Origin of the sequence: Amycolatopsis sp. GA6-003 (genome assembly GCF_046267895.1) — a bacterium.
Taxonomy (GTDB): Bacteria; Actinomycetota; Actinomycetes; order Mycobacteriales; family Pseudonocardiaceae; genus Amycolatopsis.
Genome location: NZ_CP176499.1, coordinates 3388331 through 3413968, shown reverse-complemented (window position 1 = coordinate 3413968; position 25638 = coordinate 3388331). Strand labels below are relative to the sequence as shown.

Sequence of the window (25638 nt, the reverse complement as noted above, 5' to 3'; positions counted from 1 at the left end):
ATGGCCGGGCTTCGCGACAAGCTCCCGCTTCTGCTGGGCGCGAAAACGGCGAAGGCGTTGTCGACCGCGCTCGGCATCGAGACGGTTTCCGATCTGCTGCGCCATTATCCGCGCCGGTACGCCGAACGCGGCGAGCTGACCGACATCGCCGGGCTGGAACTGGGCGAGCACGCGACCGTGCTGGCGCGGATCGAGAAGATCAGCAAGCGCCGGATGAAATCCCGCAACGGCACCATCCTCGACATGGTGATCACCGACGGCAAGCGGCGGCTCGCGTGCGCGTTCTTCAACCAGGCGTGGCGCGAGAAGGAGCTGGTCCCCGGCAAGACGGGGCTGTTCGCGGGCAAGGTCACCGCGTTCCGGGACACGCTGCAGCTGGCCAACCCGGAGTACGAACTGCTCGACGCCGAACGCGAGGCCGAGGCGGTCGACAACTTCCTCGCCGAGATCATCCCGGTTTACCCGGCGGCGCAAGGCATGCCGACGTGGTCGATCGCCAAATGCGTGCGGCAGGTGCTGGACGTGCTGGAGGTCGGCGAGGACCCGATGCCCGAGGAACTGCGCAAGCGGCACGGATTGCCTGGCCTCGAGCGCGCGCTGCGCGGCATCCACCGTCCGGAGGACTGGGCGCACCTGGAGTCGTCGCGGCACCGGCTCAAGTGGGACGAAGCGATGGCCGTGCAGCTGATTTTCGCGCAGCGGCGGCATTCCGCGGTGTCGCGTCCGGCGAAGGCGAGCCCGCACGTCGACGGCGGCCTGCTCGACGCGTTCGACAAGCGGCTGCCGTTCGACCTCACCGCGGGCCAGCGCGCGATCGGCGACGAGATCGCGGCCGACCTGTCGACCGAGCATCCGATGAACCGGTTGCTGCAGGGCGAGGTCGGTTCCGGCAAGACGGTGGTCGCGCTGCGGGCGATGCTGCAGATCGTCGATTCCGGGCGGCAGGCGGCGATGCTCGCGCCCACCGAGGTGCTGGCCGCGCAGCACGCGCGCTCGCTGCGCGAAATGCTCGGCGACCTCGGCATGGCGGGCGAGCTGGGCGCGGCCGAGAAAGCCACCCGGATCACGCTGCTCACCGGGTCGATGGGCGCGAAGGAACGCAAGAAAGCGTTGCTGGAGACGGTAAGCGGCGAGGCGGGCATCGTCGTCGGCACGCACGCGCTGATCCAGGACACCGTGCAGTTCGCCGATCTCGGGCTCGTGGTCGTGGACGAACAGCACCGGTTCGGCGTGGAGCAACGGGACGCGCTGCGCTCCCGCGGGGCCGATTCGACGAGTCCGCACGTGCTGGTCATGACGGCGACGCCGATCCCGCGCACGGTCGCCATGACGGTCTACGGCGACCTGGAAATCTCGGCGCTGCGCGAAATGCCGGTCGGTCGCTCGCCGATCAAGACGACAGTCGTGCCGGTCGCGGAGAAACCGGCGTGGTTCGACCGGGTGTGGCAGCGGGTCCGCGAGGAAGTAGGCAAGGGGCACCAGGCGTACGTCGTGTGCCCGCGGATCGGCGACGAACCTCCGTCGGACAAGAGCGACAAACGCCCGCCGCTCGCGGTGCTGGACGTCGCGCCGGACCTCGCCAACGGCGCGTTGAAGGGGTTGAAGATCGCCGCGCTGCACGGCCGGATGCCGACCGACGAGAAGGACGCCGTCATGCGGGCGTTCGGCGCGGGGAAGATCGAGGTGCTGGTCGCGACGACGGTGGTCGAGGTCGGCGTGAACGTCCCCAACGCGACGGCGATGGTCATCCTCGACGCCGACCGCTTCGGCGTGAGCCAGCTGCACCAGCTGCGCGGCCGCGTCGGGCGGGGGAGCGTGCCCGGATTGTGCTTGCTGGTCACGGAAACCCTCGACGGCACGTCCACGCGCGAACGGCTGGCCGCGGTCGAGTCCACCACGGACGGGTTCGAACTGTCCCGGTTGGACTTGGAGCTGCGCCGCGAGGGCGACATCCTCGGCGCGGCCCAGTCGGGCAAGCGGTCCGGGCTGAAGCTGCTGTCGCTGCTGCGCGACGAGGACCTGATCACCGAGGCGCGGGCACAGGCGCAGGAGCTGGTGGCGGGCGATCCGGAGCTGGCTTCGCTGCCGGGCCTGGCGCAGATGGTGGCCGACGTGGTCGACCTGGAGCGGGCGGAGTACCTGGAGAAGAGCTGACGCGCTGGTTTCGGCTGAGGCGTGGCCCGGGGTTTCCGGGCCACGCCTTTTGCTTGGTGGCGGCGGGTTTCGCGGTGCGTCAGGCGTCGTAGAGGTCGTCGTCGGAGTCGTAGCCGCGATTCCTGCGGCTGCTGCTGCCGCCTCCGTAACTGCCGCCGTAGCTCCCGCCGTGGCTGCTGCCGCCGTAGCTGCCTCCGTAACTGCCGCCGCCGGAGGACCGGCTCGGTTTCGGCGGCACCAGATCCCAGTCGTGTTCCGGATTGCCCACGTAGCCGGATTGGTTCTTGTCCCAGTAGACCCGGTTGGAGTTCGACGGGTCCGGGGCCTTGAACCTGGGCTCCTGGGATCCGCTCGCGGCGGAGGCTTTCGCCGGTTCGAGGTGCTTGAAGATCCGGACGTCGGAGTTGTGCGCGAAGTTCTGCGCGGGAGTCTGGTGAATGCCGGTCTGGTTGAAGTGGGTTCCGGCCGACGGGTTGTGGCCCATCACGACATTGCTGTGGCCGCGGACGATGCCGGTGGGATTGCCCAGGTAGTCGTACGTCTGGTAGCGCCGCCTCGGGTCCATGTACCACTTCGTGTCCTCGCCGCGCCTGCGGAACGTCGGCGGCGGCGAAACCGCGTGCTGCTCGAACAGCGGCCGCATCTTGGAATGCCGGTGCGACAGGTTCTTGTAGCCGTAGTGCTCGCGCCTGCGCGCGCCGGCCGCGATGGTCGGCGGCCCCTCCTGGTAGACCCGGCCGCCGGGGGACCGCACCCGCCGTTCCCCGCTCGGGCCGGGGCTGGGCGTGCGCAGGCGGCTCCGGCCGCGCTGGGAACCGCCGCCGGGGCCCTGCCCGCCGCCGAGGCCGCGGGAGGTGTTGCAGGACCCGCCGACGAGGCCGAGCGGGTCGACCGAGACGTGCGGGTTGCTGACGTAGGCGTGCGGGTCCAGCCCGCCGCCGAGCCCGAGCGGGTCCGGGCTGAGGTAGCGGGCGAGCACCGGGTCGTAGTACCGGTGGAAGTTGTAGTGCAGCCCGGTTTCCTCGTCGAAATACTGGCCCTGGAACCGGAGCGGGCTCCCGGTTTCCCCGGACTCGGCGACCACCACGCCGAACAGGCTGCTGCGGGCCTGCCAGACGATCTCGCCGCGTTCGTCGAGCAGTTCGGTCGGCGTGCCGGACGGTTCGGCCACGATGGCGAAGAACTGCTCGTCGACGCGGTGCTGGTCCGCGGAACCGGTGCGCCGGCGCTGCAGCAGCGGCACGAAGGAATCCGGTTCGTAGTCCCACACCGTGGTTTCGGCGGTGTTCGGGCCGGACCTGGTCGCCTCGGCCAGTGTTTCGCCGTCCCAGGCGAAGTCGACGCGTTCGAGCAGCGTCCTCCGGTCGGCGGCGAAGTGTTCCTTGCGGATCCGGCGGCCGAGCGGGTCGTAGGTGTAGCGCCAGGCCGTGCCGTCCGGGACCTCGACCGCGACGAGCCGGTTCAGCGGACCCCAGGCGTAGGTCCAGGTCCGGCCGTCCTCGTGCCGCCGGGTGCGCATCCGGCCGGCCTGGTCGTAGGTGTAGCGGACGCCGCCGGCTTCGGTGATCACCGAAGCGGGTCCGGCCCGCCTGCCGCGCCGGTCCTCGTCTTCGGGCGCGGGCCAGTCGGCGTCGACGAGCCGTCCGGTCGGATCGTAGGCGTACTGCTCGTTCCAGCCCCGGGCGCGCACCGAGATCACCCGGCCCCGGACGTCCATCGCGAGCCAGCGCGATCCGGCCGTGCGGTCGTCGATCCGGTCGGGAAGTCCGTCGGGCCGGTAGTGGTACTGCCGGTCCTGGCCGAATTCGCCGCTCGCGGACCGCACCGCCTGCCGGGCGAGCCGTCCGGCAGGGGTCCAGGAGCGGACGATCGCCGCGTCCTGGCCGAACGCGCGGAGGGTTTCGCGGCCCGCCCGGTCGTACTCGAACCGGGTGGTCCGGCCCGCGGCCCGCACCGCGGCCGGGACGCCGGCTTCGCGGTATTCCCAGACGCTTTCCGCTCCGGACGGCGTCTGCCGCCGGATCTGGTTGCCGGAGGAGTCGAATGCGGAGCGGACGGTGCGGCCGTTGACCGTTTCGCCGACGATCCGGCCGGCCGCGTCCCGGGTGTACTCGACGCGGGTCGTCCCGTCGTCGAGAGCGACGAGTTCGCCGAGGACGTCGTACTCGAAGCGGGTGCGCAGGGTCCCGGACGGTCCTTCGACGATCTCCTCGGCGATGTTGCCGCGCACGTCGCGGAGCAGGGTGACGACCTCGCCCGCCTCGTTGCGGATTTCGGTCAGCTCGCCGGCGGCGTTGTAGCCGTAGGACGTGGAAGCGCCGCCGAAGTCGGTCTCGCGGGAGAGGTTGCCGGCCAGGTCGTATTCGTAGCGCCAGACCTGGCCCTGTTCGTTGGTCACCGCGGTGAGCCGGAGTTCGGTGTCGTAAGAGTATTCGAGCCGGGTGCCGTCCGGCCGGATCTCGGCCGAGACCAGGTCGAAGTGGGTCACCTCCCGCTGGGTGAGCGCCGAGGAGGCGTCGGAGTGCAGGCGGTTGTTGCCTTCGCCGTCGTAGCGCCATTCCTCCGTCGACCCGTCCGGCAGCCGGTGCCAGGCGAGCGCGCCGTCGACGGTGTAGCCGAATTCCTCGGTCGCGCCGTTCGGATCGACGATCGCGGAAAGCCTGCCGAAACAGTCGTAGGCGTAGGCAGTCGTCGCGCCGCGGGCGTCGGTGACGGTGATCGGATTGCCCGCGTCGTCGGACACCACGGTCAGCGTCGAGCCGTTCGGATCGGTTACCGACGCGACGTGCCCCCACTCGTCGTAGGTGTAGCTGGTGATCCCGCCGCCCGGTTCGACAACGCGGGTCACGTTGCCGCGTTCGTCGTATTCCCACCGGGTTTCGACGCCCGGCGCCTCGGCCATGCGGACCGCCTGGCCGAAATCGTTGCGCTCGATGGTCAATTCCGTGCCGTCCGGCCGCTGGAGGGCGACCAGGTTGTTCATCTCGTCGTAGCGGTAGGTCCGCCGCCTGCCCAGTTCGTCGGTTTCGCCGACCAGCCGGTCCAGCGCGTCCCATTCGTAGGAGCGCGCCGCGCCCGTCGGGTCGACTTCGCGCACGACCCGGCCGGTTTCGTTCAGGTGGTAGGCACTGCGACGGCCCAGCGAATCGACGACGTGGGTGATCCGCGCGGCCAGGTCGTAGTCCATGGTGACGGTGAGGCAGTCGCCGGAGCCCTCGGTGCGCACGACCCGGCCCTCGCGGTCGTAGTGGAAGCGGTACCACTCGCCGTTGCGGTCGGTCCATTCGACGATCCGCCCGAAACTGTCGTAGGCGTAGCGGAACGGAAGGCCGGATTCGTTGATGATCTCGGTCAAATTGCCGTCGGTGTAGCCGTAGCGAACCAGCGGCACCTCGTCCCCGTCGCCGGTCACCGTGGACAGGCCGGTCACGAGCCCGCCTTCGGTGGCGATCTGGATCAGGTAGCCGCCGCTGTGCCGCATCGCGACCGGCGTGCCGTGCTGGTCGCGCTGGAAGTGGATGTGCTCCTTGCCGCGGCCGCTGATCGAACGGATCGGCCGGACCGGGCCGGAGCCTCGCTCGAAGGTCAGCACCCGCTCGCTTTCGCGGTCTTCGAGGACGAACCCGCCGCCGGGTTCCTCGGCGAGATACCGCGCGGGCCCGTGCTCGGCGGCGACCCACTGGTCGCCGCGGGGGCGGGGGAACACCTGGACGATCCCGTCCGCGCCGGCGAACCACACCTGGTCCTCGTGCACCTCGATCCGCTCGTCCAAAGTGGACACCCAAGCCGGGCCGAGCCAGCCGCCAGCGCGGAACGACGAGAAGTGCGTGCGCTCGAAGACCATCGGCAGCGCGCTGAGGAAGGTCGCGTCGGTCTCGGCCATCACCATCTGGCCGCTGGCGACGTCGATCGGATCGCCGGTGGTGCAGATGTTGTCGAGGCCGCGCGAGTTCTCGCCCTGTTTGTCGAGCGACCGGGAGCCGCCGCCGTTCCCGCCTCCTCCTGGCGAGGAACTGCCGGAGACCGAGGTGAGGCCGTCCTGCCCGCTGTTTTCGTGGTTGCCGTTCGTGTTGCCGGAATCGCCGTGGTGCCCGCCGGTGCCGCCGCCTCTGCCGCCGCTTCCGGCGCTGGAGGTATGCGTGCCCTCGTCCCCGCCGGGATGCGACCGGGCGCTGTCCCCGGATTTGACGTTGATGTCCTTCGGCTTGGGGCTAGGCTTGGTTTTGCCGCCCTTGAGCCCCTTCAACGCCTTCCCCGCGTCCGCGAACAGCGTCCCGGCCTTCTTCAGAAGCGGGATCAGCGCCTTGAGCGCCTTCACCAGCTTCGTCGTGACCTGCGTGATCTTCGAAGCCGTCTTCGCCACCGCGGAAATCACCTGCGGCACCACCCAGGCCATCCCGATCCCAAGCGTGAACACCACCTGCAGCGCCCACGAAATCAAGTGCCCGACCAGATCCGCGATCGTGTCCCGAACCAACGACCGCACCGCGGCGACGATTTCCCCCGCGGTCTTCACCCCGCTCGCCGCGCCCTCGCTGCCCTTCTGCGCGCTGGCGATCAGCGCGGAAGTGTCCTCGGCCTTCTTGCGGTAGGCGTCGGCCGCCTCGCCCTGCCAGTCCTGCAGATCCTTCTTGACCAGCTCCGTCAGCTCCGCCGAAACGCTCTCCAGCTCCTTGGCGACATTCGTCCACGTCTCCGACTGGGACTTGATCTCGTCCGCGTTGCCGGTCAACGCGTCAAGCGCCTCCTTCAACGGCCCGACATGCTCCATCAGCCACCCGACCCCCGCGGCGAAAATCGCGCCGAACGGATCCATCACCGCGGTGAGCACATCCAGCGCGGTCCCCACCGCCCCGATCGCGACGGCCGCCCAGTTCTTGCTCTCGATCGCGGTCTTGAGGCCGGTCGCGTCCTCCAGCAACGGCACCCCGGCCATCGCCGACGTCTCCTTGACCGGTGCGATCAACGGGTTGGTCATCGGTTGTCCCATTTCCTGGTGCGCACGGGCAGGACGAATGAGCGGAGCATGATCCGCCAATCCGACGAGGCTATCGGCCGATGCCCCCAGCCGCCGCCGAGACGAGGCGGCGATGCCTGAACTCCCGGAGCCCTTTGCCCGAACTTTCCCCTCCGACTGTCCTTTGTGGCCGCCCGGGCAAATCACGTGCGAGCAGGCGTGCTCTCGTGCTGAACTGCCAGAAGCCCGCTCGACCCCCTGGAGGTACCGGTGCCCGCCCCGGAAATCCGCCCCGCAACCCCATCCGACGCGGCAGGCATCGCAACAGTCCACGTCGCCTCCTGGCAAGCGGCCTACGCAGGCCTGCTGCCGGACGACTTCCTGTCCGCCCTGTCGATCGAGACGAGGGAACGGTTCTGGGCTTCGAACCTGGCAGACCCTTCCCGCCCGCACACCATCCTCACGGCCCGGGTGGCGAACGAGGTCATCGGCTTCGCAGTCTTCGGCCCCAGCCGAGACGACGACGCCACCCCGAAAACGGGCGAACTGTCATCGATCTACCTCCTGCCGTCCGAGTGGGGCCGGGGGACAGGCCGTGCGCTGCACGAGGAGTGCCTGCGCAGCCTGTCGACCCGGTTCGAGACGGCGACGCTGTGGGTGCTGTCGACGAACACAAGAGCCCGCGCGTTCTACGAGCGGGCCGGGTGGGTCCCGGACGGAAAGACCAAGGTAGAGACGATGTCCGACGGGGCGGTGACGTTGGAGGAGGTCCGGTATCGGGTGGTGTTGGGGGAGTAGGCTTCGTTGCTTCGTTGCTTCGTTGCTTCGTTGCTTCGTTGCTTCGTTGCTTCGTTGCTTCGTTGCTTCGTTGCTTCGTTGCTTCGTTGCTTCGTTGCTTCGTTGCTTCGTTGCTTCGTTGCTTCGTGCCGCCGCCTGTCTCTTTGCTCTCGTTAGCTACTGCTCGGTCTCGCTCCCTAGGTAGCTTCTCGCCGTCGCCGTCGCCGTCGCCGTCGCCGTCGCCGTCGCCGTCGCCGTCGCCGTCGCCGTCGCCGTCGCCGTCGCCGTCGCCGTCGCCGAACCGCCGCCTACCGACGACCGCTGCATCCAGCCACCGGCAGACGACCCGCCCCCGTCCCGTCCCCGCTGTTGTCGCGAACGCAGCCACAGCCCTACGATCCGCGACCGAGCGGCGACTGCCCACCAACCCTGTTCCTCAAGCGCGCGCTGTGCCCGTCGCCGTTGTGCGGCAACTGCCTAGCCACCCTGTTCCTCAAACAGGCTTCGCCCGTCACCGTTTCGCGGCGACTGCCAGGTCCGCGAGCCCGACGTTCTCGGCGTTGTCGCCGTTAGGTGACGACTGCCTGGTCCGCGCCTCCGGGCACCCGGCTTTGTCGCCATTCGATGGCGTCTGCGTAGTCTGCCCGCTTCGGTCTGCTTGGCTTCGGTCTGCTTGGCGTTGTCGCCATTGAGCGGCGACTGCCCGGTCCGCGCGCCTGGGCCGCTCGGAGTTGTCGCCATTCAGTGGCGACTGCCCGGCCCGCGCGTCTCGGCCTGTTCGGTGCTGTCGCCACTCGGCGGCGACTGCCCGGTCCGCGCGCCTGGGCCGCTCGGAGTTGTCGCCATTCAGTGGCGACTGTCCGCTCCGCGCGTCTCGGCCTGTTCGGCGCTGTCGCCACTCGCCGGTGACTGCGGAGTCTGCCCGCCTCGGCCTGCTCAGCGTTGCCGTCATTCGGTGGCGACTGTCGAGTCCGCGCACACCCCGGGCACTAGGTGCTGCCGCCATCTCCTAAATCCGCCACCCGAACGCTCGACCTCGTCGCCATCCAGCGGCCACCAGCCTGCGAGACCGCTCCCCAACCGCCTCGCCTCCGCTGAGCACAGATGCTCAACCCCGGCTCGACACGGGACGTTCGCCGTTTCGCGGCAATTCCGAAACCACCTCATCCACCAGCCCCGCTCGTCTTTAGCCGTTCCGCGGCAACAGACGAGCCCGTCCCCAGCCGCCCCGCTCCACCCGTCGCCATTTTCCGGCAACGACCCCTAACCCGCCCCGGGCAACAACCTCGGCCCAGCCCCGGAATCAACCTCCGTCGCCATTCCCCGGCAACCTCCTGCCCAACACCCCCGCCCGAGCAGCCGCAGCCCCCGCCTCCGCCGCGACCTCAGCCGTCTCCTCCGACACCGGTTCCCGCGACACGAACAGCCGGTAGAACACCGGCCCGCACACTGTCCGCGTCACCTCGTCCGGATCGGTGTCGGCCGGAACTTCTCCGCGCGCGACCGCCCGCTCCACGATCACCGCGGCCCTGGCATGCCGGTCCTGATAAAACTCCCGCAACGCCTCGGCTGCCCGTTCCGAGTGGAACGCCGCCAGCACCGCAGCGGTCGGAAGCTCGCGTTGCCCCGGAGCGGTCAACGCGAGCACCACGTCCAACGCCATTTGCCGCAAATCGGCAACAAGCGAACCGGTGTCCGACGGGCTCCACGGTTCGCCGGCACCGAACCGCAACGCGGCCGCGACCAGTCCTTCGAGCGATTCCCACCGGCGGTAAACCGTCGTCTTGTGCACGCCGGATCGTTCGGCGACGGCCTCGACCGTCAGTTCGGTGAACCCGACCTCCGCCAGCAGATCGAGCGTCGCCCGCAAAACGGCGACGCGCGTGCGTTCCGTGCGCCCGCCCGGCCGGCTGGTCCCTGGTGACTCGGTTGCCAATCGCTACCCCTGTTGCATTAGTGTCCTCAGTATGACACCGCTGAGCACCCGTTCGCCGCTGGATGGCGACGTCGCCTCGATCACCAGCCTGATCGGTGACGCGCGCATCGTCGCGATCGGCGAGAACAACCACCACATCCGCGAGTTCGGCGAACTGCGCACCCGGTTGCTCCGCCGCCTCGTCGAGGACCACGGGTTCACGGTGCTCGGCTTCGAATCGGGATTCGCCGAGGGCGACTTGGTGCAGCAGTGGCTGAGCGGTGGTCCCGGCACAGTCGCCGAGGTCGCACGAGAAGGATTTACCTTTTCCCTCGGCGATTCGGTCGAGGTGCACGAAATGCTGACCTGGATGCGCAGCCATGGCGGCCTCCGCTACTCCGGACTCGACTTGCCCAGCTCGAGCGGTTCGCCGCAGCCGGCGTTGCGGATCGTCCGCGGCTTCGTGGAGGAGGTCGATCCGGAGGTTCTTCCGCTGGTCGACGCCGCGATCACCGCCTCCGAGCCGTATTCGGCGGTCAGCAACGCGGTCGCGCCTGGCCGTTATGCGGCAATGGCCGCCGCGGAGCGGGACGCGGCCACGGCTGCGTTGTCCACGCTCGTAGCGCACCTTCGTTCTTTGTCGCCAGTTTATCGGCAACGGACTGACCCGGCCCGGTACGCAATTGCGGAACACCACGCGGTCGGCGCGCTTCGCGTCGACACGTACCTGCGTGAGCTGAGCGCGATGATGGCGGGAACAGCACCGTCACTCCAGGGGTCGTCTCGCGACACGTACATGGCTTCAACAGTGAAGCTGCTTCGCGAGCTGTATGGCGAAGGCGAGAAAATCGTGGTGATGGTCCACAACGGACACCTCCAGCGGGTGCCGTTCGCCGCTTTGCCGACCATGACGTTCCCTTCCGCAGGCACGCACCTCGCCGAGGAGTTCGGCGACGACTACTTCGCCCTCGGCCTGACCGCGGGCACCGGCACGACCACCGGCCTCGAACCGGACGAGAGCGAGCGTCTCGGGTTCCGGGTCTATGGACAGGAACTGGAGCCGCCCGTCGAGGGCAGCGTCGAAGCGGCTTTGACCGGCGCGGATCCGTGCGTGGTCGATTTGCGGCCAGACCGAGCGCGAGGACTGACCGGACCCTCGAGCATGCGGCACGCGCACATGTTCACGAAGGTCGACGTCGTGCAGGCCTTCGACGCGCTGGTCTACCTGCCGACAATGTCGGTGAGCGCGCACGTCCCAGCGGCGAAGTAGCTGGCGGACTGCCAACGGTTGGCCAGTTAACGGCGACATCTCTCGACCGGCCGTCCGTTGGCCACTCAGCGGCGAGACCTGTTGATCGGCCACCCGTTGGCCACGTAACGGGGGGCTTGTCGATCGGCCGTCCGTTGGCCACCTAGCGGCGAGACCTGGCGGTTGGCCAACAGTTGGCCGCCTAGCGGCGAAACCTGTCGGTCGGTCAGCAGTTAGCCGCCTAGCGGCGAAACATCGGCAGGTGCAGGTCATCGCCCCTCCGCACCTGTCGTTTGTTGGTACGGCCAGGCGGCCGACCGTCGGACCGGGACCAGCCCATCGTGTGACGTCGAGTTGCCGTTGGATGGCGACCGGGATACGACCGCAGGCATGCGGAACCGAGCGGCGCGTGGCCTTTTTTCGGCAACTCTGACATTTCTGCTGGTCGCCGGGGTGCAACCGGCCGCGCTGGCGGCGAGCGGGATTCAGGCCAACCCGCCGAGCTGGGCGCTCGACCGGATCGATCAGCGAACCGGTCTCGATCAGAAGTACCACTACGACTCGGACGGATCCGGCGTCACCGTCTACGTGATCGACAGTGGTGTCGACGCCAAACACCCGGATCTGCGGGACCGGGTCCTGCCCGGCAAGGATTTCCTCACCACTGGCACGGACACGTCGGACACCAACGGCCACGGCACCCGGGTCGCGGGAATCGTCGCGGGACACAGCTACGGCGTCGCCAAAGGCGCGCAGATCTTCCCGGTCCGGGTTCTCGACAAGGCCGGCGGCGGCGCGACCGACACGATTATCGCGGGTCTGAACTGGGTAGCCCAGAACGCACACCAACCAGCGGTCGCGGTGCTGGGCATCGGCGGCGTGCCGAACGAACAGCTCGACAACGCGGTCAAGGGAGTCGCCGCGGTCATGCCGATCGTGGTTCCGGCAGGGGAGGGCAGCACTGACGCCAGCCAAACTTCGCCCGCGCGAGTGCCGGAAGCCCTTACCGTGGGCGCGACCGATGTCCAAGACCAGGTCGCGCCGTTCTCGAACTTCGGCATGCCGCTCGACCTGTACGCGCCGGGCGTCGACATCCCCGCGCCCATCGCCGGTACCGCGGAGGTCGGGACGTTGTCCGGGACCTCCATGGCCGCTGCGGTGGCAGCTGGCGCCGTGGCCCTCTACCGGTCCGCGCACCCCGACGCCGCGCCCAATGCGGTCAGCGAAGCAATTGTGCAGGACGCAACGCAGAACGTGGTCAAGAATGCGCCCTCCGGAACCGCGAATCGGCTGCTGTGCACACTGCCTGCGGGAACGCCCTGACGGTTGCGGCGCGGCGGCTCGGCCAGCATCATGCATGCAGGTCGGCGTGCATGATGTCCATCACCTGGACTACGGCTCCCGCACTGCGGGACTCACCGGGTAACGTGCCTTCGATACCGATCCGAAAAGGGAAGGACCGGGCATGTTCCGCAAAGTGCTGGTGGCCAATCGCGGCGAAATCGCGATCCGGGCGTTCCGCGCAGGCTACGAACTGGGCGCGGGCACAGTCGCTGTGTTTCCGCACGAAGACCGCAACTCGCTGCACCGGCTGAAGGCCGACGAGGCCTACGAGATCGGCGAACCGGGCCATCCGGTCCGCGCCTACCTCTCGGTCGAGGAGATCGTCAAGGCCGCCAAGAAGGCGGGCGCGGACGCGGTCTATCCGGGCTACGGCTTCCTGTCGGAGAACCCCGACCTGGCCATGGCCTGCGAAGAAGCGGGGATCACCTTCGTCGGCCCGAGCGCCGAAATCCTCGAACTCACCGGCAACAAGGCGCGCGCGGTCAAGGCGGCGCGCGAGGCAGGCGTCCCGGTGCTCGGTTCGTCGCAGCCGTCCAGCAACGTCGACGAACTGGTCGCGGCGGCCGACGAACTCGGCTTCCCGGTGTTCGTCAAGGCGGTCGCCGGCGGAGGCGGCCGGGGCATGCGCCGCGTCGAGGACCCGGCGTTGCTGCGCGAGTCGATCGAGGCGGCCGCGCGCGAGGCCGAGTCAGCGTTCGGCGACCCGACGGTGTTCCTGGAGAAGGCCGTGGTCGAACCGCGGCACATCGAGGTCCAGATCCTCGCCGACGGCGAGGGCAACGTGATCCACCTCTTCGAACGCGACTGTTCCGTGCAGCGCCGCCACCAGAAGGTCGTCGAGCTGGCCCCCGCGCCGAACCTCGACCCCGAACTGCGCGACCGCATCTGCGCCGACGCCGTGAAATTCGCCCGGCAGATCGGCTACCGCAACGCGGGCACCGTCGAATTCCTGCTGGACCGCGAAGGCAAGCACGTGTTCATCGAGATGAACCCGCGCATCCAGGTCGAGCACACGGTCACCGAAGAGGTCACCGACGTCGACCTCGTGCAGTCCCAGCTGCGGATCGCCGCCGGCGAGACTCTCGCCGACCTCGGCCTGTCGCAGGACAAGATCTACCTGCGCGGGGCCGCGCTCCAGTGCCGCATCACGACCGAGGACCCGGCCAACGGATTCCGTCCGGACATCGGCATGATCAGCGCCTACCGCTCGCCGGGCGGTTCGGGCATCCGGCTCGACGGCGGAACCGCGTTCTCCGGCACCGAGATCAGCGCGCACTTCGACTCCCTGCTGGTAAAACTCACCTGCCGCGGCCGCGATTTCCGCACCGCGGTCGGCCGGGCCCGCCGCGCGGTCGCCGAATTCCGGATCCGCGGAGTGGCGACGAACATCCCGTTCCTCCAGGCGGTGCTGGACGATCCGGACTTCCGCGAGGGCAACGTCACCACGTCGTTCATCGAGGAACGGCCGCACCTGCTGACCGCCCGGCACTCCGCCGACCGCGGCACGCGCCTGCTGACCTACCTCGCCGACCAGACGGTGAACCGGCCGAACGGCGAGCGTCCGCGCACCCCCGACGCCGTGACGAAGCTGCCGAAGCTGCCCGCGGATCTCATTCCGCCGGACGGCTCCAAGCAGAAGCTGACCGAACTCGGCCCGGAGGGATTCGCGCGCTGGCTGCGGGAAACGCCGCAGCTCGGCGTCACGGACACCACCTTCCGCGACGCGCACCAGTCGCTGCTCGCGACGCGCGTCCGGACGAAGGACCTGCTCGCCGTCGCGCCGGTGGTCGCCGCGACTGTGCCGCAGCTGCTGTCCCTGGAGTGCTGGGGCGGCGCGACCTACGACGTCGCGCTGCGTTTCCTCGCCGAGGACCCGTGGGAACGGCTGGAGCAGCTGCGCAAGGCCGTGCCGAACATCTGTCTGCAGATGCTGCTGCGCGGTCGCAACACCGTGGGCTACACGCCTTATCCGACCGAGGTCACCACGGCCTTCGTCGAGGAGGCCACCGCGACCGGCATCGACATCTTCCGCATCTTCGACGCGCTCAACGACGTCGAGCAGATGCGGCCGGCCATCGACGCCGTCCGCGCCACCGGCACCGCGGTCGCCGAGGTCGCGCTCTGTTACACCTCCGATCTGTCCGATCCGAACGAAAAGCTCTACACGCTCGACTACTACCTCAAGCTCGCCGAGCAGATCGTCGGAGCCGGGGCGCACGTCCTGGCGATCAAGGACATGGCCGGCCTGCTCCGCGCGCCCGCCGCGGCTCGGCTGGTGACCGCGCTGCGCAAGGAATTCGACCTCCCGGTGCACATCCACACGCACGACACCGCAGGCGGCCAACTCGCCACCTACCTGGCCGCCATCCAGGCCGGTGCCGACGCCGTGGACGGCGCCGTGTCGTCGATGGCGGGCACCACGTCGCAGCCGTCGCTCGGCTCGATCGTCGCGGCCACCGACCACTCCGACCGCAGCACCGGCCTCGACCTGCACGCGATCGGCGACCTGGAGCCGTACTGGGAAAGCGTCCGCAAGATCTACGCCCCGTTCGAGGCTGGTCTCGCGTCGCCCACCGGGCGCGTCTACGACCACGAGATCCCCGGCGGCCAGCTCTCCAATCTGCGCACGCAGGCGATCGCGCTGGGCCTCGGCGACCGCTTCGAGGACATCGAGGCCATGTACGCCGCGGCGGACAAGATCCTCGGCCACCTCGTGAAGGTCACGCCCTCGTCCAAGGTGGTCGGCGACCTGGCGCTGCACCTCGTCGGCGCCGGCGTCTCCCCGGAGGACTTCGAGGCGGAGCCGAACAAGTTCGACATCCCCGATTCGGTGATCGGATTCCTGCGCGGTGAACTGGGCGACCCGCCTGGCGGCTGGCCGGAACCGTTCCGCACCAAGGCCCTCGAAGGCCGTTCGGCGGCGAAACCGGTCGCCGAACTGTCCGAAGAGGACCACAAGGAACTCGCCGACAACCGCCGCGGCGCGCTGAACCGGCTGCTGTTCCCCGGGCCCACGAAGGAATTCCTCGCGCACCGCGAGGCCTACGGCGACACCAGCGTGCTCCCGAGCAAGGACTTCTTCTACGGCCTGCGCCCGGGCGAGGAGTACTCGGTCGACCTCGAACCCGGCGTCCGGCTGCTCATCGAGCTGGAAGCCATCGGCGAGGCCGACGAACGCGGCATGCGGACCGTCATGTCCACGCTCAACGGCCAGCTCCGGCCGATCCAGATCCGGGACCGGTCCATCGCCTCGGACATCCCGGCCACCGAAAAGGCCGAGAAGGGCAACCCGAAGCAGATCGCCGCGCCGTTCGCCGGCGTGGTGACGCTACAGGTGGCCGAGGGCGACGAGGTCGCGGCCGGTGCGACCGTGGCGACGATCGAGGCCATGAAGATGGAAGCGTCGATCACCGCTTCGGCGGCGGGCAAAGTCGGTCGGCTGGCAATCACCTCCGTTCAGCAGGTCGAGGGCGGGGACCTTCTCATCGTGCTCGAATAGCCCGCTTTCGCGCCACTTTTTAGCGCACGAGGGGTCCCTTCGCTCCAAAACGGAGCGAGGGGGCCCCTCGCACCATTTACTGCTCGCTTTTTCCGGGGTGTTCGCGCTAGCGTCGATGCATGCTGATCAACGCGGTGCCGCAATGGCAGGGCGCGATCAGTCCCCGAGCGAAGGGGCTGATCGAGGGCTGCCGCGCACTTTCCGAACTGGCCGGGCACGTGCTCGGCAAGCCGGTGCACCACGTACGTCAGGACGCAGCGACGTCCGACGTCGTCGCCGGAATAGCCAACCGGGCCGTGCTCACGGGCACGAACCGGCAGTTGCAGCTCGCTGCGCTCGAAGCACCGGAAGGTCCGGTGCTCACGATCGGCGGCGACTGCGGCGTTGAGCTGGTCCCGGTCGGCGTCGCGCGTTTCCGTTACGGCGCAACGCTTGGCGTCGCGTGGTTCGATGCGCACGCGGACTTGAACACGGCGGATTCGTCGCCTTCAGGCGCGTACCACGGCATGGTGCTGCGGTCGTTGCTCGGCGAGGGCGACAAGGATTTCGCCGCGAGCCCGGCTCTCGAACGAGGCCGGGCGGTGCTGTTCGGCACCCGCTCGCTCGATTCCGCGGAAGAGGAAGCCATCGCCGGTGGTCTCGCCGTGCGCTCCGACGACGTCGCCGGAGCGCTGAACTCCGCGGGAGCGGACCGCGTTTATCTGCATGTGGATCTGGACATTCTTGATCCCGCCGAGTTCCCTGGAGTGAATTATCCGGAGCCGGGCGGGCTCACGATCGCCGAATTAGTGGAAGCAATCGACGGGCTTTCCGGAATGGAGGTCGTCGGTGCGGGCATCACGGAATGCGTCGGCACGGAGGTCGCCGCGCTGGAACCCGTGCTGGCCGCAGTGGGGAGGGTGCTGATGGAGGGCTGACCCCTCCGCATCGAGGCGGTGAGATCCGCGCCTCGTCCGGTGAGTGGACCACGGGAACGCACGGGCCATAAGGAGGTGTGCCCGAGACCGTGCGGAAGACGGTTCACAGAACGGCGAAAACCGCGCCGGCCGGACGATCGAGGCGGGTTCACCGCGGCGGTGCGTCCAGGCTCGCCAATGCCGCGCGCACGGCGTCGACGGCGTCGTCCGGCGTGACCCCGAGTTCCCGGCTGTGCCGGGCGTATTCGGCGGCCGCGGCGCGAAGCAGCGTGCCCGGCTCCGGTCGTTCGGCCGGGCCGGTCACGACGGTTCCGCGTGCCCGTGCGGTGGTGACCCATCCGGCGGACTCGAGTTCGCGGTACACGCGGGCGACAGTCCCGGAGGCGAGTCCGAGGTCCCTCGAAAGCTGACGGATCGGCGGCAGACGGGCGTCCCGGGCAAGGGAGCCGGTCGTGATCGCGCGGACTATCTGGTCGTGCACCTGACGCCAGGGCGGAACCCCGCTTTCGGCGTCGACCACCACTCGCAGCGGCATCTACCGCGCTGCCGTGGTTGTTGCCGCGCGCTGCTTCGGCGGCGGGCCGACGATCGCGAGGAACGCGGCGACGGTGGCCACGAACGCGAGGAACGAGGTGAGGTCCCCGACCGTCCAGCCGAGCGTGGCAGCCGTTCCGGTGCCGAGCCCGAGAGCGACGCGGGCGCTGCGAACTCGCAGTGCCTGGTCGACTTCCGGGTCGCCGGCCGCCGGACGCCGCACCGCGAGGAGCACGATGGTCCACGCCACCGCGGCCGCGCCGACGGTCACCGCGAGCGGGCCCCATTGCCGCAAAACGGCGAGATGCCCGACGGCGGCGACGGTGGCCAGCCCGGAGACGACGACCGTCCACAACGGAGCGAAATCGAGCACGCCGCGTGGTGCCAGCACAGCTTCCCTGCGGGGTCCCCGCGAGGGGCGCTGGGCGAGGATTTCGGCGGCCAGCCCGCCGAGCAGCACCACGAACACCAGCGAGTTCGCGGTCCGTTCGCCGACCAGATTCGTCGCGCCCGGGATGAGGGGGAGGCCGAGGAACAGCCACGGATACCAGAATCGCCGACGGCGCAGGTAGCGCACGGCCACCGGCACTTGGTCGGCGGTCGGGTTCCGCACGCCCCATTTCGCGAGCAACCGGGCACCTTGCTTCTCGCCCGGCCACAACGCGACGAGGATGATCAGCCCGAACAGGCCGGTGATGCCCGCGACGGCGAGCGCCGAGTCGAGTTGCATCGTGGACCCCTCCCTCTTGTATCAAGTGCATGCTACAAGAGGGTTGCGCGTCCTGCCGGGTGACGCTCCGTGGTCGTTTTCGCTGCCCGTCCGGGTCGCCGCTGAAGGCAGGCATGAGGGTTGCCCCGTTTGCACGCATGACGTAGTGCGCCCGGTGGTGTGTTGTCGCGATGTGCTCCTTCGACCTCGTGAACTTGTCACGAACGTGACAAGAAATCGGTTTCTTCGCGGACTGATGACACATTTGGCGTGGGATTTTCGATGTGTCGGGTGTCACCCCTCAATGGATGCGGGGGCTTCCGGCAGCGCGGAGGCGCGGCCGGGGAACCGGGGCGGAGCGAAGGAGCTGCGATGTCGGTGGAGCGGGGACTCGATCACGCTGTGCCGTCGGCTGCGCTGCCGCGCAAACTCGCCGAGATCCTGCGGCCCGAGCTGGCGAGCCTGTCCGCCGAGATCGTCGACGAGATCCGCGCGACGATTCCCGCCTACGCGCGGCCGCTCGACGGTCCGTACGGGAGATCGATCCGAGCGGGCGTCGAGTATGCGATCACGTTGTTCGTCGCGCAGATCGCCGATCCGCGGGCGTCGAAGGAACAGTCGCACGAGGTGCACCACCGGCTCGGGCAGAACGAGATGCGCGAGGGGCGGAGCCTCGACACCCTGCAGTCGGCCTATCGGGTGGGCGCGCGGGTGTCGTGGCGCCGGATCATGCGCGTCGGACGGCGAGCCGGCCTTTCGTCGGCGGTGATGTCGCAGCTGGCTGATGCGATGTTGGCGTTTATGGACGAATTGGCGTCGGTCGCGCTGGATGGCTATTTAGAGGCGAAAGCCCGCACCGCCGGCGCATTGGACACTTGGCGGCGACGGCTGCTCGGCGTCCTGCTGGAGGTGCCGCCGGCCCCGCCGAAGGCGATCGCGGAGCTGGCGCAGCTCACCGGTTGGGCTGTGCCGGAACAGGCATCGCCGATAGCCGTCCAATCGCCGCTGAACGGCAGGGCCCGCCGGCACGCGACGCTGGACTCGGACATCCTGGCCGAGCTGGACTCCGCTGAACCGTGCATCGTCGTGCCCGGCGCGGTCACTGGCGCCCGGCTGGCGACTCTTCAGGCCGCCTTGCCGAATTGCCGCCTGTCCGTCGGGCCGTGCGTGCCGCTGGCGAGCCTCGCCGATTCCCTGCGGTGGGCACGCCGAACGCTGGTTCTCGCCGATAGGGGGCGAATCCCTGGTGAGCGAGTGCTCCGAGCGGAGGAACACCTCGCTGCCTTGCTGGTGCATTCGGACGACGCGCTGATCGACCTCCTCCGCACCCGGCTTTTCGCCCCCTTGACGGACATGACTGACAAGCAGCAGGACCGGCTGCTCGAAACGCTGCGGGCTTGGCTCGACAGCCAGGCGAACGTGGTCGAAATCGCCGAGCGGCTGCAAGTCCATCCGCAGACGGTGCGGTACCGCATGCGCCAATTGCAGGCGACGTTCGGCGAACTGCTGCGCGATCCGGCGGCGCGATTCGAAATGGAACTGGTCTTGCGCGCGACCGCGGACGACCGGCCGCGGCCGGGACCGTCGTGGCGTCCGCACCTGACCGGGACGACCGTGGTGCCAGCCAGTCGTCGGCCATCCTCGTGCGAGGACTCGCCCAGTCGCCGCTGAGTGGCGAAAGCTGTGGGTTCCGCCGGTCGGAGGGCTATGGCGTGGCAAATGACGGCGGGCGTTTCGCGGTATCGGTGGCTGTCGCCGAATCCGGCAGGGTCTTCGTGTCGCGTGCGAAGCGGACTATGCGTCACGAATCCGTGGTGCATGTCTGGGGCCCAGGCCGTCGCCTTCGATTGGCGGCGGTCGGCCTGCGATGCCTCCACAGTTTCACGAGACCGTGCGGCGCTGTTCTGTCGAGCCGTGATTTGGCGGAGGGACTGAGCTGGGGCGCATGGCGTGCCGTGGCGGGTCTCGGAGCGGGATGAGTGAGCAGGTCGCCGATTTCGGGCATGCCCGGCTCGTCGACCGGGCTGGTGACTGGGAGCGAATGGAGGGCGGAACCTCGTTCCGTTGAAGGTTCTCATCTTTTCGCCGAATTTCGGCTATTCCGGCAGGCGAGGCGTCGGCTCGGCTTCAGCGGGGAGGAGTGTCCGGGATCGGCTTGCACTTCGTGTGGTCCGGGAACTTGTTCGAGGCGCATTCGACGAAGTTGACGTTGACCACCTTGGCCTGGTTCAGGTTCTCCGCGGTGGAGGCCATGCCGGTGAGCAGCGGACTGAGCGGTTCGGTGGTGCCGCAGTGCACGAAGGGCGGCAGGGCGAAGCCGCGGTAGTCGGGGTCGGGCGAATTCGGGTCGGTGCTGATGATGCCGCCCGTCGTGGCGTTGTATTTGCCGGACAGGTTGAGGGAGACTGGTTTGGCGGTGACGCAATCCGGGCCGAGGTCCAGTGGCACGCCGTTGACTTTGGCGTTGCTCATCCGGGCCATCACCTGGACACGGGTGGTCAGGTGGACGCCGCCCCAGAGTTGGCCGGTGAGGTCGATCAGCTGGGAATTGCGGTAGTCGACGGGCAGGAACTCGACAGTCGCGGTCACCGGCACGAAGCCGAAACCGAGGAAGGTCGCGGTGACTGGCCGGAAACCGACGACGCCGGAGATCGTGCTCGGGTCGCGCGGGATGTAGTCGGGAGGGTCGAGGATCACCGTCCAGGATCCGTTGAGCACTCCGGTTTTGCTGCTGGCGACGGTGGCTCCCAGCCGGTAGATCGAGGAAGTCGCGGTGACCTGGACGTAGTTGAGCGGGGTGACGAGCGGGAAGCCGTCGTCTTTCGGCGTGACTGCGTCGCGTTCGGCGGCGGGCGGGGTCGGTGCCGGCGGGGGCTTCGGCTTGTCCGGGCTCGGGGTGGCGGCCGGGGCTTGGGTTGCGAGGATCGACGTCAGAGTCGTCGTCTGGTCCGGGAGCAGGGTGCAGGCGACTGGAGTCGCTTCGGCAGCACCCTCGGCAGCAGACTTCAATGCGATGGTCGGGGCACCGAGGTCGAAGCTGACCTTGCCGGGGACGGTGATCGCCTGTTCCGGCAGGTCTGCGGTGGCGGTGAGCTTGATGTCGCCGTTTTCTGGCAACGGGGTCGCGGCGATCGTGAAGGGGATGGGGATCGCGGCGTGCTTGTCCCCTTGATGTGCCGTCAGGTCAAGGGTGAGACCGCCGCGAATGCCGTCTGAGGACGTCGGCACCAATTGGGTGGCGACGGTGTGGGGGAGGAGGAAAGATGCGGTCAGAGAGCGGAATTTTAATCCGGAGCCGACTTGTACCGTCGCGGGTACTGTGGCGGAAGCGGTGAGGGTGATTTGCTGGGAGCCCGCGGGGGCGGCGAAGGGACAGTCGAGGACGACGTCTTTGCTGACTTGTTGCTCACCGGCCGAAGGCGGCGGCGGGGCGCCAGGCGTGGACGTCTCGGTCGAGGCGGAGCTGACGCCGGTGAGCGCTCCGGTGCCGATCGACAGTGCGGCGAGGACTGCGAGAGCGGCGAAAGTCGTCCGGCGGCGGGTAGTCCGGCCGCGTGATTCCGGCATGGTGCGCCTCCTCGCCCGTCGGACCCGAGAAATGGCTTCCGAGCGAAGTTACCGGTGAGTTTCGCCGGGGCGCAAGCATGTCCGGGCGACGACGGTTTTCCGTTGTTCCCAAGGGGTTTTCTTAGATTCATGGGCTAGTTCGGGATCGGGTTTTCATCGGATTCTGACAAAGAACTCGCACGTTTGCCGCGAGGGGCCGCGGGGCTGGAATCATCTTTGCCAGACGTTCGGAGGAAGGAGCTGCGATGGCGGCCGGACACCGGCGATGGGGCAAGGGTGCGGCGGCGGTCGCTGCGGTCGTCGTGGTGGGGGCCGGGGCTGCGTCGAGCGGCCCGGCAGTCGCAGTGAACGCGCTGCAGCCGAAGTCGGCGGGTTCACTGCCCGCGACGCAGTTTGACGCAGCGGGAAGCGCGGCCGGCGCGGCGAATGTGCCGCAGTTGACGGCGGCCGGGGGTATCTACCAGTGGGGGACCCGGGGCATGTCGGGACTGCCGGCGGCCACCACGTCCGGCCTCTCCGCGGTTTCGGCCGGCGGATTGTTCGGGCTGGCGCTCAAGAACGGTGCCGTGCTCGCCTGGGGCGACAACAATTTCGGCGAAAGCGAGGTGCCGGCGGACCTGTCGTCCGGCACCACCCAGATCGCCGCTGGCTGGCTGCACGGGCTTGCCCTCAAGAATGGCAAGGTCTACGCGTGGGGCAACGACTGGTACGGCCAGACGGAGCTTCCGGCATCGGTGTCCAGCGGGGTCACCGCGATCTCCGCCAGTACGGTGCACAGCCTCGCGTTGCTGCGGAACGGCCAGGTGGTGAGCTGGGGCAGCCGGGCGGACGTGCCGGACTTCGCCCAGTCCGGTGTCGACGCGATCTCGGCGGGCGGGGACCACAATCTCGTGCTGAAGAACGGCGTTGTCCTTGCCTGGGGCAGCAACGCTTTCGGCCAGTCGGCCGTTCCCGCGGCGGCGCAGTCCGGGGTGACCGCCATTTCGGCCGGGTATGAGCACAGCCTCGCGCTGAAGGACGGCGGCGTGCTCGCCTGGGGGCACGACAACTACGGGCAGACCAACGTTCCCGCAGCGGCCAAAACCGGGGTTGTCGCCATCGACGCGGGGTGGAACCACAACTTGGCGATCAAGGCGGACGGGTCGCTGGTCGCCTGGGGCAACAACTCGTACAGTCAGGCGACGGTGCCGAAGCCGCCGGTGTGCGGGCCGGTCACCGGTGCGTCGGCGGGCTACGAGTTCGGCCTTGTGATCACGGACCGGTCGGTTCCCTGTCGTCGCTGACTGGCCGGTTCCCCGGAAATCCGTTGCGCTGAGAAGGAATCGTGGGACGTCGGGGCGGTTCCTGAGCGCGTTGGAGAGGGCTGGCTGTGCGGGTTCTTTGTTCTGGAAGTGAAAGCTTGCCCAACGTCGGGCCGGGAGAAGGTTGCGCAGCCGGGGCGGCCTCTTCCCTAGACGGAGTGCTGTTGCCGTACTCGGCGCTGGTTCCCTGTCGCTGGGCCGATTCTCGCTGCGGGAGAAGCCGAATCGGTGCCTGACAGTCCGGCGAAACGACGACGGAGGGACGGCATCCAGCCGCCCCTCCGTCGAGGCCGGGTCAGGAAATGGTGCCCGACGGGCTGAAGTTCGTGCCCGACGGGGCGGTGCACGTCATGGTCCACGGGGTCCAGCTGTCGTCCGACGGCTTGTGGAATTCGAGCTGGGCGGAGAGCGTCGTGTCGAGGCCGAATGTCACCGAGCCGGGGCTGCTCGGCGCGGTATAGGTCGGGATCGTCGACGTCGACGTCTGCGCGATGTTCACCGTGATCGCGCCGCCCGCCGGGTAGATCTGCTCCGGGATCTGCAGGCCGGAGGCGGACGACGGGGACAGCGAACCGTTGTCGACGGTGATCGGGACGTCGGCGGTGCCGCGGATGCCGTCGTACCCGGCGGCGGTGAGCAGCGCGTGGACCAGCGCGGTGATGGTCGCGGTGCCGGACACGTTGGACGGCGTCGTGGTGCCGTTCACCGGGATCGTGTCCGGGCCGTCGAACTGCGCGGTGACCGCCACGGTCTGCGGCGGGATGGCCGGGAACGTGCAGCTGTAGTTCGCGGGGCCGGCCTTGTAGGTCGCGGTGGCGGCCGAGGCCGTGCCCGCGGTCAGGACCGCGATCGCGCCTACGGCGACGCCGGTCACCACGCCCGTGGACAGTTTGCTGAGCCGGGGCATACCATTCTCCTTAGATCGGACTGCAGTTTTCGCGGCGATCCTGCGCGGTGGGGGCGGAGGTTTCCGCGGATTCCGTTCCGGATCAAGTCTTCGGGAACGGGAATCGGCTCGGTGGGGACTACCGGCCGCGAGTCCAAGGTTACCCGCGAGTTCAGTCGGCAACAACCCTGGTATGCGCCTGTTCTGTGGTTCGGAAACTGGACCGATTCTTTTGTCATCGTCCGAGTAAACAGTATCGGCGTCTCGTGTGCTGCTGACAATTTCGGGAAGATCGAGTATGCGAAAAACGGAGTACCGGAACAGTTTCCGGTACTCCGTTTTCGTGTGGTTGATCAGCTCTTGGAGGTCAGCGTCAGGGAGATGGTGTTGTCCGGTCCGGACACCAGTGCGCCGAGTGCGAGATCGGCGATGAAGCAGTTCTTGAATTCCGGAATGGCGTAATTTCCGGTGAGGGTGATCGGCTTGGTGATGTCGACGTTCGCCGCGGTCAGGGTCAGGTCGATCGGCTTGACGGTGGTGCAGCTGCCGGGCACGGTCGGCACCGGGAAGACCGGCACGATCGGGCCCGCCCAGATGTCGCTGATCTCCATGTTCGCGGTTTCGTGCGTGGTGAGGGTGCCGTTCGCGAGACTGCCGGTCGCGGGCGCGGTCGGGATCACGGTGACCTTCGCCTTGATCCGGAATCCGCCTGCGAGCAGCGAAATGTTGGCGGTGGACGGCGGCAATTGCAGATTGGCGTTGAGACCGACGGCTCCGGTTTGGTCGTCGACCAGGAGATTCCCGGCGAGGCTGCCCGGGCCGAGGTTGAGAGTGCTGCCGGTTTTCTTTACTACGGTGCTGCCGGTGACCGAGTAGGAGATCGGAATGGGTATTTCGGTCGCTGCTGCGGGAACTGCGGAGGCGAGACTGACCGCGGTCGCGGCGGCTGCTGCGAGCACGCCGATTCGGGCGAGCCGGAAAATGGGCATGACGGTACTCCTTCGGCGGTGAGGAAACAGAATTTCATCGGGGCACGAGATCGGTGACGAACCAGTTTCCGTCCATGCGCTCCGCGGTGACGGCCAGTTGTGCCGCGGCTGTCTCCGGAGTGGCGGAATTCCCTCTTACGGCGGACTGGTCGAGGAAGACGAGCAACTGTGCGTGGTCTTCGGTGAGTTGCTGGACGGAGGTGGCGGAGACTCGCGAGGTGAGGCTCAGCTGTTGATTCGGGGCCATTGTGCGGACCTGGGCGAAGAGTTTCGCGTAGGAATCGCGGGCGCGGCCGCGCAGCAAGGTGGCTGCGGCGTTCTCGGTGACGCCGGTTTTGTCGTAGGTATAGGAGAAGATCTTGTTGAGGGTGAGGCTGACCGCGGACGTGACGGCGGCGGTGCCGGGCTGATCGGTCAGCGCGTGATTCGAGGAGGCGGTGGACGCGGTGGTGGAGCGGGCTTCGACGGTGCACCAGACGCCGACGGCGGTGAGGAGGACGGTCAAGGCCAGGAGGAGTGCGGGAAGGCGGTTTGTCTTGGGGGAAGGGGAGGGATCGGGATCGGTGGGAGGTGGGGTCGGCTCGGTGGCAATGGGGTCGGGTTCGGAGAGCTGGGTGGACACGGGGTCAGGCTCAGAGGGTCGGGTGGCAACAGGACCGGAGGTTTGGGTGGCAACGGGCTCGGAGTCGGAAGGCTGGGTGGGGCCGGTGGTGACGCATGCGCGGTCTGTGTCAGCGGTGTCTGGCTGGGCGGCTTTGGCCGCGACGGGTGCCTGGTCCGCATTGGCTGCGCTTGGCCGGTCGGGTCCGTCGGTGAGGGGAGGGTGGTCTGTGCTGGGTT

Annotated in this window: 16 protein-coding genes; 8 read left to right on the top strand and 8 right to left on the bottom strand. The window is 68.5% G+C overall.

Features of this window, described 5'->3' with window-relative positions:
- Entirely contained in the window at window positions 1-2154 is a 2154-nt protein-coding gene (gene recG, locus F9C12_RS14950) for an ATP-dependent DNA helicase RecG (RefSeq protein WP_409466271.1), read from the top strand.
- Window positions 2155-2233: 79 nt separating this feature from the next.
- Here the strand turns inward: recG and F9C12_RS14945 are convergent, their stop codons facing one another.
- On the bottom strand, window positions 2234-7132 hold the full coding sequence (locus tag F9C12_RS14945; protein WP_409466270.1) for an RHS repeat-associated core domain-containing protein: 4899 nt from the start codon (window positions 7130-7132) through the stop codon (window positions 2234-2236).
- Between the two features lie 249 nt (window positions 7133-7381).
- Here F9C12_RS14945 and F9C12_RS14940 point away from each other — a divergent pair, with 249 nt between their 5' ends.
- Entirely contained in the window at window positions 7382-7909 is a 528-nt protein-coding gene (locus tag F9C12_RS14940) for an N-acetyltransferase family protein (protein ID WP_409466269.1), read from the top strand.
- A 1282-nt stretch (window positions 7910-9191) separates the two neighbouring features.
- On the opposite strand, the gene F9C12_RS14935 is transcribed toward F9C12_RS14940, so the two are convergent.
- Complete coding sequence (locus F9C12_RS14935) at window positions 9192-9824, bottom strand: TetR/AcrR family transcriptional regulator (RefSeq protein WP_409466268.1); 633 nt, start codon at window positions 9822-9824, stop codon at window positions 9192-9194.
- Window positions 9825-9855: 31 nt separating this feature from the next.
- Here F9C12_RS14935 and F9C12_RS14930 point away from each other — a divergent pair, with 31 nt between their 5' ends.
- The 4 genes from F9C12_RS14930 to F9C12_RS14915 all read left to right on the top strand — a co-directional run bounded on the left by F9C12_RS14930 (window position 9856) and on the right by F9C12_RS14915 (window position 16812).
- Complete coding sequence (locus F9C12_RS14930; protein ID WP_409466267.1) at window positions 9856-11073, top strand: erythromycin esterase family protein; 1218 nt, start codon at window positions 9856-9858, stop codon at window positions 11071-11073.
- A 369-nt stretch (window positions 11074-11442) separates the two neighbouring features.
- The gene (locus tag F9C12_RS14925; RefSeq protein ID WP_409466266.1) at window positions 11443-12375 is read left to right on the top strand and encodes a S8 family peptidase; all 933 of its coding nucleotides are present in this window, start codon (window positions 11443-11445) and stop codon (window positions 12373-12375) included.
- 142 nt (window positions 12376-12517) lie between these two features.
- The gene (locus F9C12_RS14920) at window positions 12518-15895 is read left to right on the top strand and encodes a pyruvate carboxylase (protein WP_409182569.1); all 3378 of its coding nucleotides are present in this window, start codon (window positions 12518-12520) and stop codon (window positions 15893-15895) included.
- A 119-nt stretch (window positions 15896-16014) separates the two neighbouring features.
- Window positions 16015-16812: an arginase family protein gene (locus F9C12_RS14915; RefSeq protein WP_409466265.1), complete on the top strand. Its 798-nt coding sequence runs from the start codon at window positions 16015-16017 to the stop codon at window positions 16810-16812.
- A gap of 148 nt (window positions 16813-16960) precedes the next feature.
- Here the strand turns inward: F9C12_RS14915 and F9C12_RS14910 are convergent, their stop codons facing one another.
- Together F9C12_RS14910 and F9C12_RS14905 are read right to left on the bottom strand one after the other, a co-directional pair.
- On the bottom strand, window positions 16961-17347 hold the full coding sequence (locus F9C12_RS14910) for a GntR family transcriptional regulator (RefSeq protein WP_409466264.1): 387 nt from the start codon (window positions 17345-17347) through the stop codon (window positions 16961-16963).
- On the bottom strand, window positions 17348-18076 hold the full coding sequence (locus tag F9C12_RS14905) for a hypothetical protein (RefSeq protein WP_409466263.1): 729 nt from the start codon (window positions 18074-18076) through the stop codon (window positions 17348-17350).
- 351 nt (window positions 18077-18427) lie between these two features.
- Between F9C12_RS14905 and F9C12_RS14900 the strand changes: the two genes are divergently transcribed.
- The gene (locus F9C12_RS14900) at window positions 18428-19726 is read left to right on the top strand and encodes a PucR family transcriptional regulator (protein ID WP_409466262.1); all 1299 of its coding nucleotides are present in this window, start codon (window positions 18428-18430) and stop codon (window positions 19724-19726) included.
- A 456-nt stretch (window positions 19727-20182) separates the two neighbouring features.
- Here F9C12_RS14900 and F9C12_RS14895 read toward each other — a convergent pair whose 3' ends face one another.
- Complete coding sequence (locus F9C12_RS14895; RefSeq protein ID WP_409466261.1) at window positions 20183-21622, bottom strand: DUF6801 domain-containing protein; 1440 nt, start codon at window positions 21620-21622, stop codon at window positions 20183-20185.
- A gap of 245 nt (window positions 21623-21867) precedes the next feature.
- Between F9C12_RS14895 and F9C12_RS14890 the strand changes: the two genes are divergently transcribed.
- Complete coding sequence (locus F9C12_RS14890; RefSeq protein WP_409466260.1) at window positions 21868-22905, top strand: RCC1 domain-containing protein; 1038 nt, start codon at window positions 21868-21870, stop codon at window positions 22903-22905.
- Between the two features lie 313 nt (window positions 22906-23218).
- Here the strand turns inward: F9C12_RS14890 and F9C12_RS14885 are convergent, their stop codons facing one another.
- The 3 genes from F9C12_RS14885 to F9C12_RS14875 all read right to left on the bottom strand — a co-directional run bounded on the left by F9C12_RS14885 (window position 23219) and on the right by F9C12_RS14875 (window position 25303).
- Entirely contained in the window at window positions 23219-23830 is a 612-nt protein-coding gene (locus F9C12_RS14885; RefSeq protein WP_409466259.1) for a DUF6801 domain-containing protein, read from the bottom strand.
- Window positions 23831-24162: 332 nt separating this feature from the next.
- Window positions 24163-24798 (bottom strand): hypothetical protein, encoded by a 636-nt coding sequence (locus F9C12_RS14880; protein ID WP_409182561.1) that lies wholly within the window; start codon window positions 24796-24798, stop codon window positions 24163-24165.
- 34 nt (window positions 24799-24832) lie between these two features.
- The gene (locus F9C12_RS14875) at window positions 24833-25303 is read right to left on the bottom strand and encodes a hypothetical protein (RefSeq protein ID WP_409466258.1); all 471 of its coding nucleotides are present in this window, start codon (window positions 25301-25303) and stop codon (window positions 24833-24835) included.
- Window positions 25304-25638 lie beyond the last annotated feature (335 nt).

Excerpts from the sequence above, each read along its gene's own strand:
- recG (WP_409466271.1), top strand. The coding sequence starts at position 1 with ATGGCCGGGCTTCGCGACAAGCTCCCGCTTCTGCTGGGCGCGAAAACG.
- F9C12_RS14945 (WP_409466270.1), bottom strand. The coding sequence starts at position 7,132 with ATGACCAACCCGTTGATCGCACCGGTCAAGGAGACGTCGGCGATGGCC.
- F9C12_RS14930 (WP_409466267.1), top strand. The coding sequence starts at position 9,856 with ATGACACCGCTGAGCACCCGTTCGCCGCTGGATGGCGACGTCGCCTCG.
- F9C12_RS14925 (WP_409466266.1), top strand. The coding sequence starts at position 11,443 with ATGCGGAACCGAGCGGCGCGTGGCCTTTTTTCGGCAACTCTGACATTT.
- F9C12_RS14920 (WP_409182569.1), top strand. The coding sequence starts at position 12,518 with ATGTTCCGCAAAGTGCTGGTGGCCAATCGCGGCGAAATCGCGATCCGG.
- F9C12_RS14915 (WP_409466265.1), top strand. The coding sequence starts at position 16,015 with ATGCTGATCAACGCGGTGCCGCAATGGCAGGGCGCGATCAGTCCCCGA.
- F9C12_RS14910 (WP_409466264.1), bottom strand. The coding sequence starts at position 17,347 with ATGCCGCTGCGAGTGGTGGTCGACGCCGAAAGCGGGGTTCCGCCCTGG.
- F9C12_RS14905 (WP_409466263.1), bottom strand. The coding sequence starts at position 18,076 with ATGCAACTCGACTCGGCGCTCGCCGTCGCGGGCATCACCGGCCTGTTC.
- F9C12_RS14900 (WP_409466262.1), top strand. The coding sequence starts at position 18,428 with ATGTCGGTGGAGCGGGGACTCGATCACGCTGTGCCGTCGGCTGCGCTG.
- F9C12_RS14895 (WP_409466261.1), bottom strand. The coding sequence starts at position 21,622 with ATGCCGGAATCACGCGGCCGGACTACCCGCCGCCGGACGACTTTCGCC.
- F9C12_RS14890 (WP_409466260.1), top strand. The coding sequence starts at position 21,868 with ATGGCGGCCGGACACCGGCGATGGGGCAAGGGTGCGGCGGCGGTCGCT.
- F9C12_RS14885 (WP_409466259.1), bottom strand. The coding sequence starts at position 23,830 with ATGCCCCGGCTCAGCAAACTGTCCACGGGCGTGGTGACCGGCGTCGCC.
- F9C12_RS14880 (WP_409182561.1), bottom strand. The coding sequence starts at position 24,798 with ATGCCCATTTTCCGGCTCGCCCGAATCGGCGTGCTCGCAGCAGCCGCC.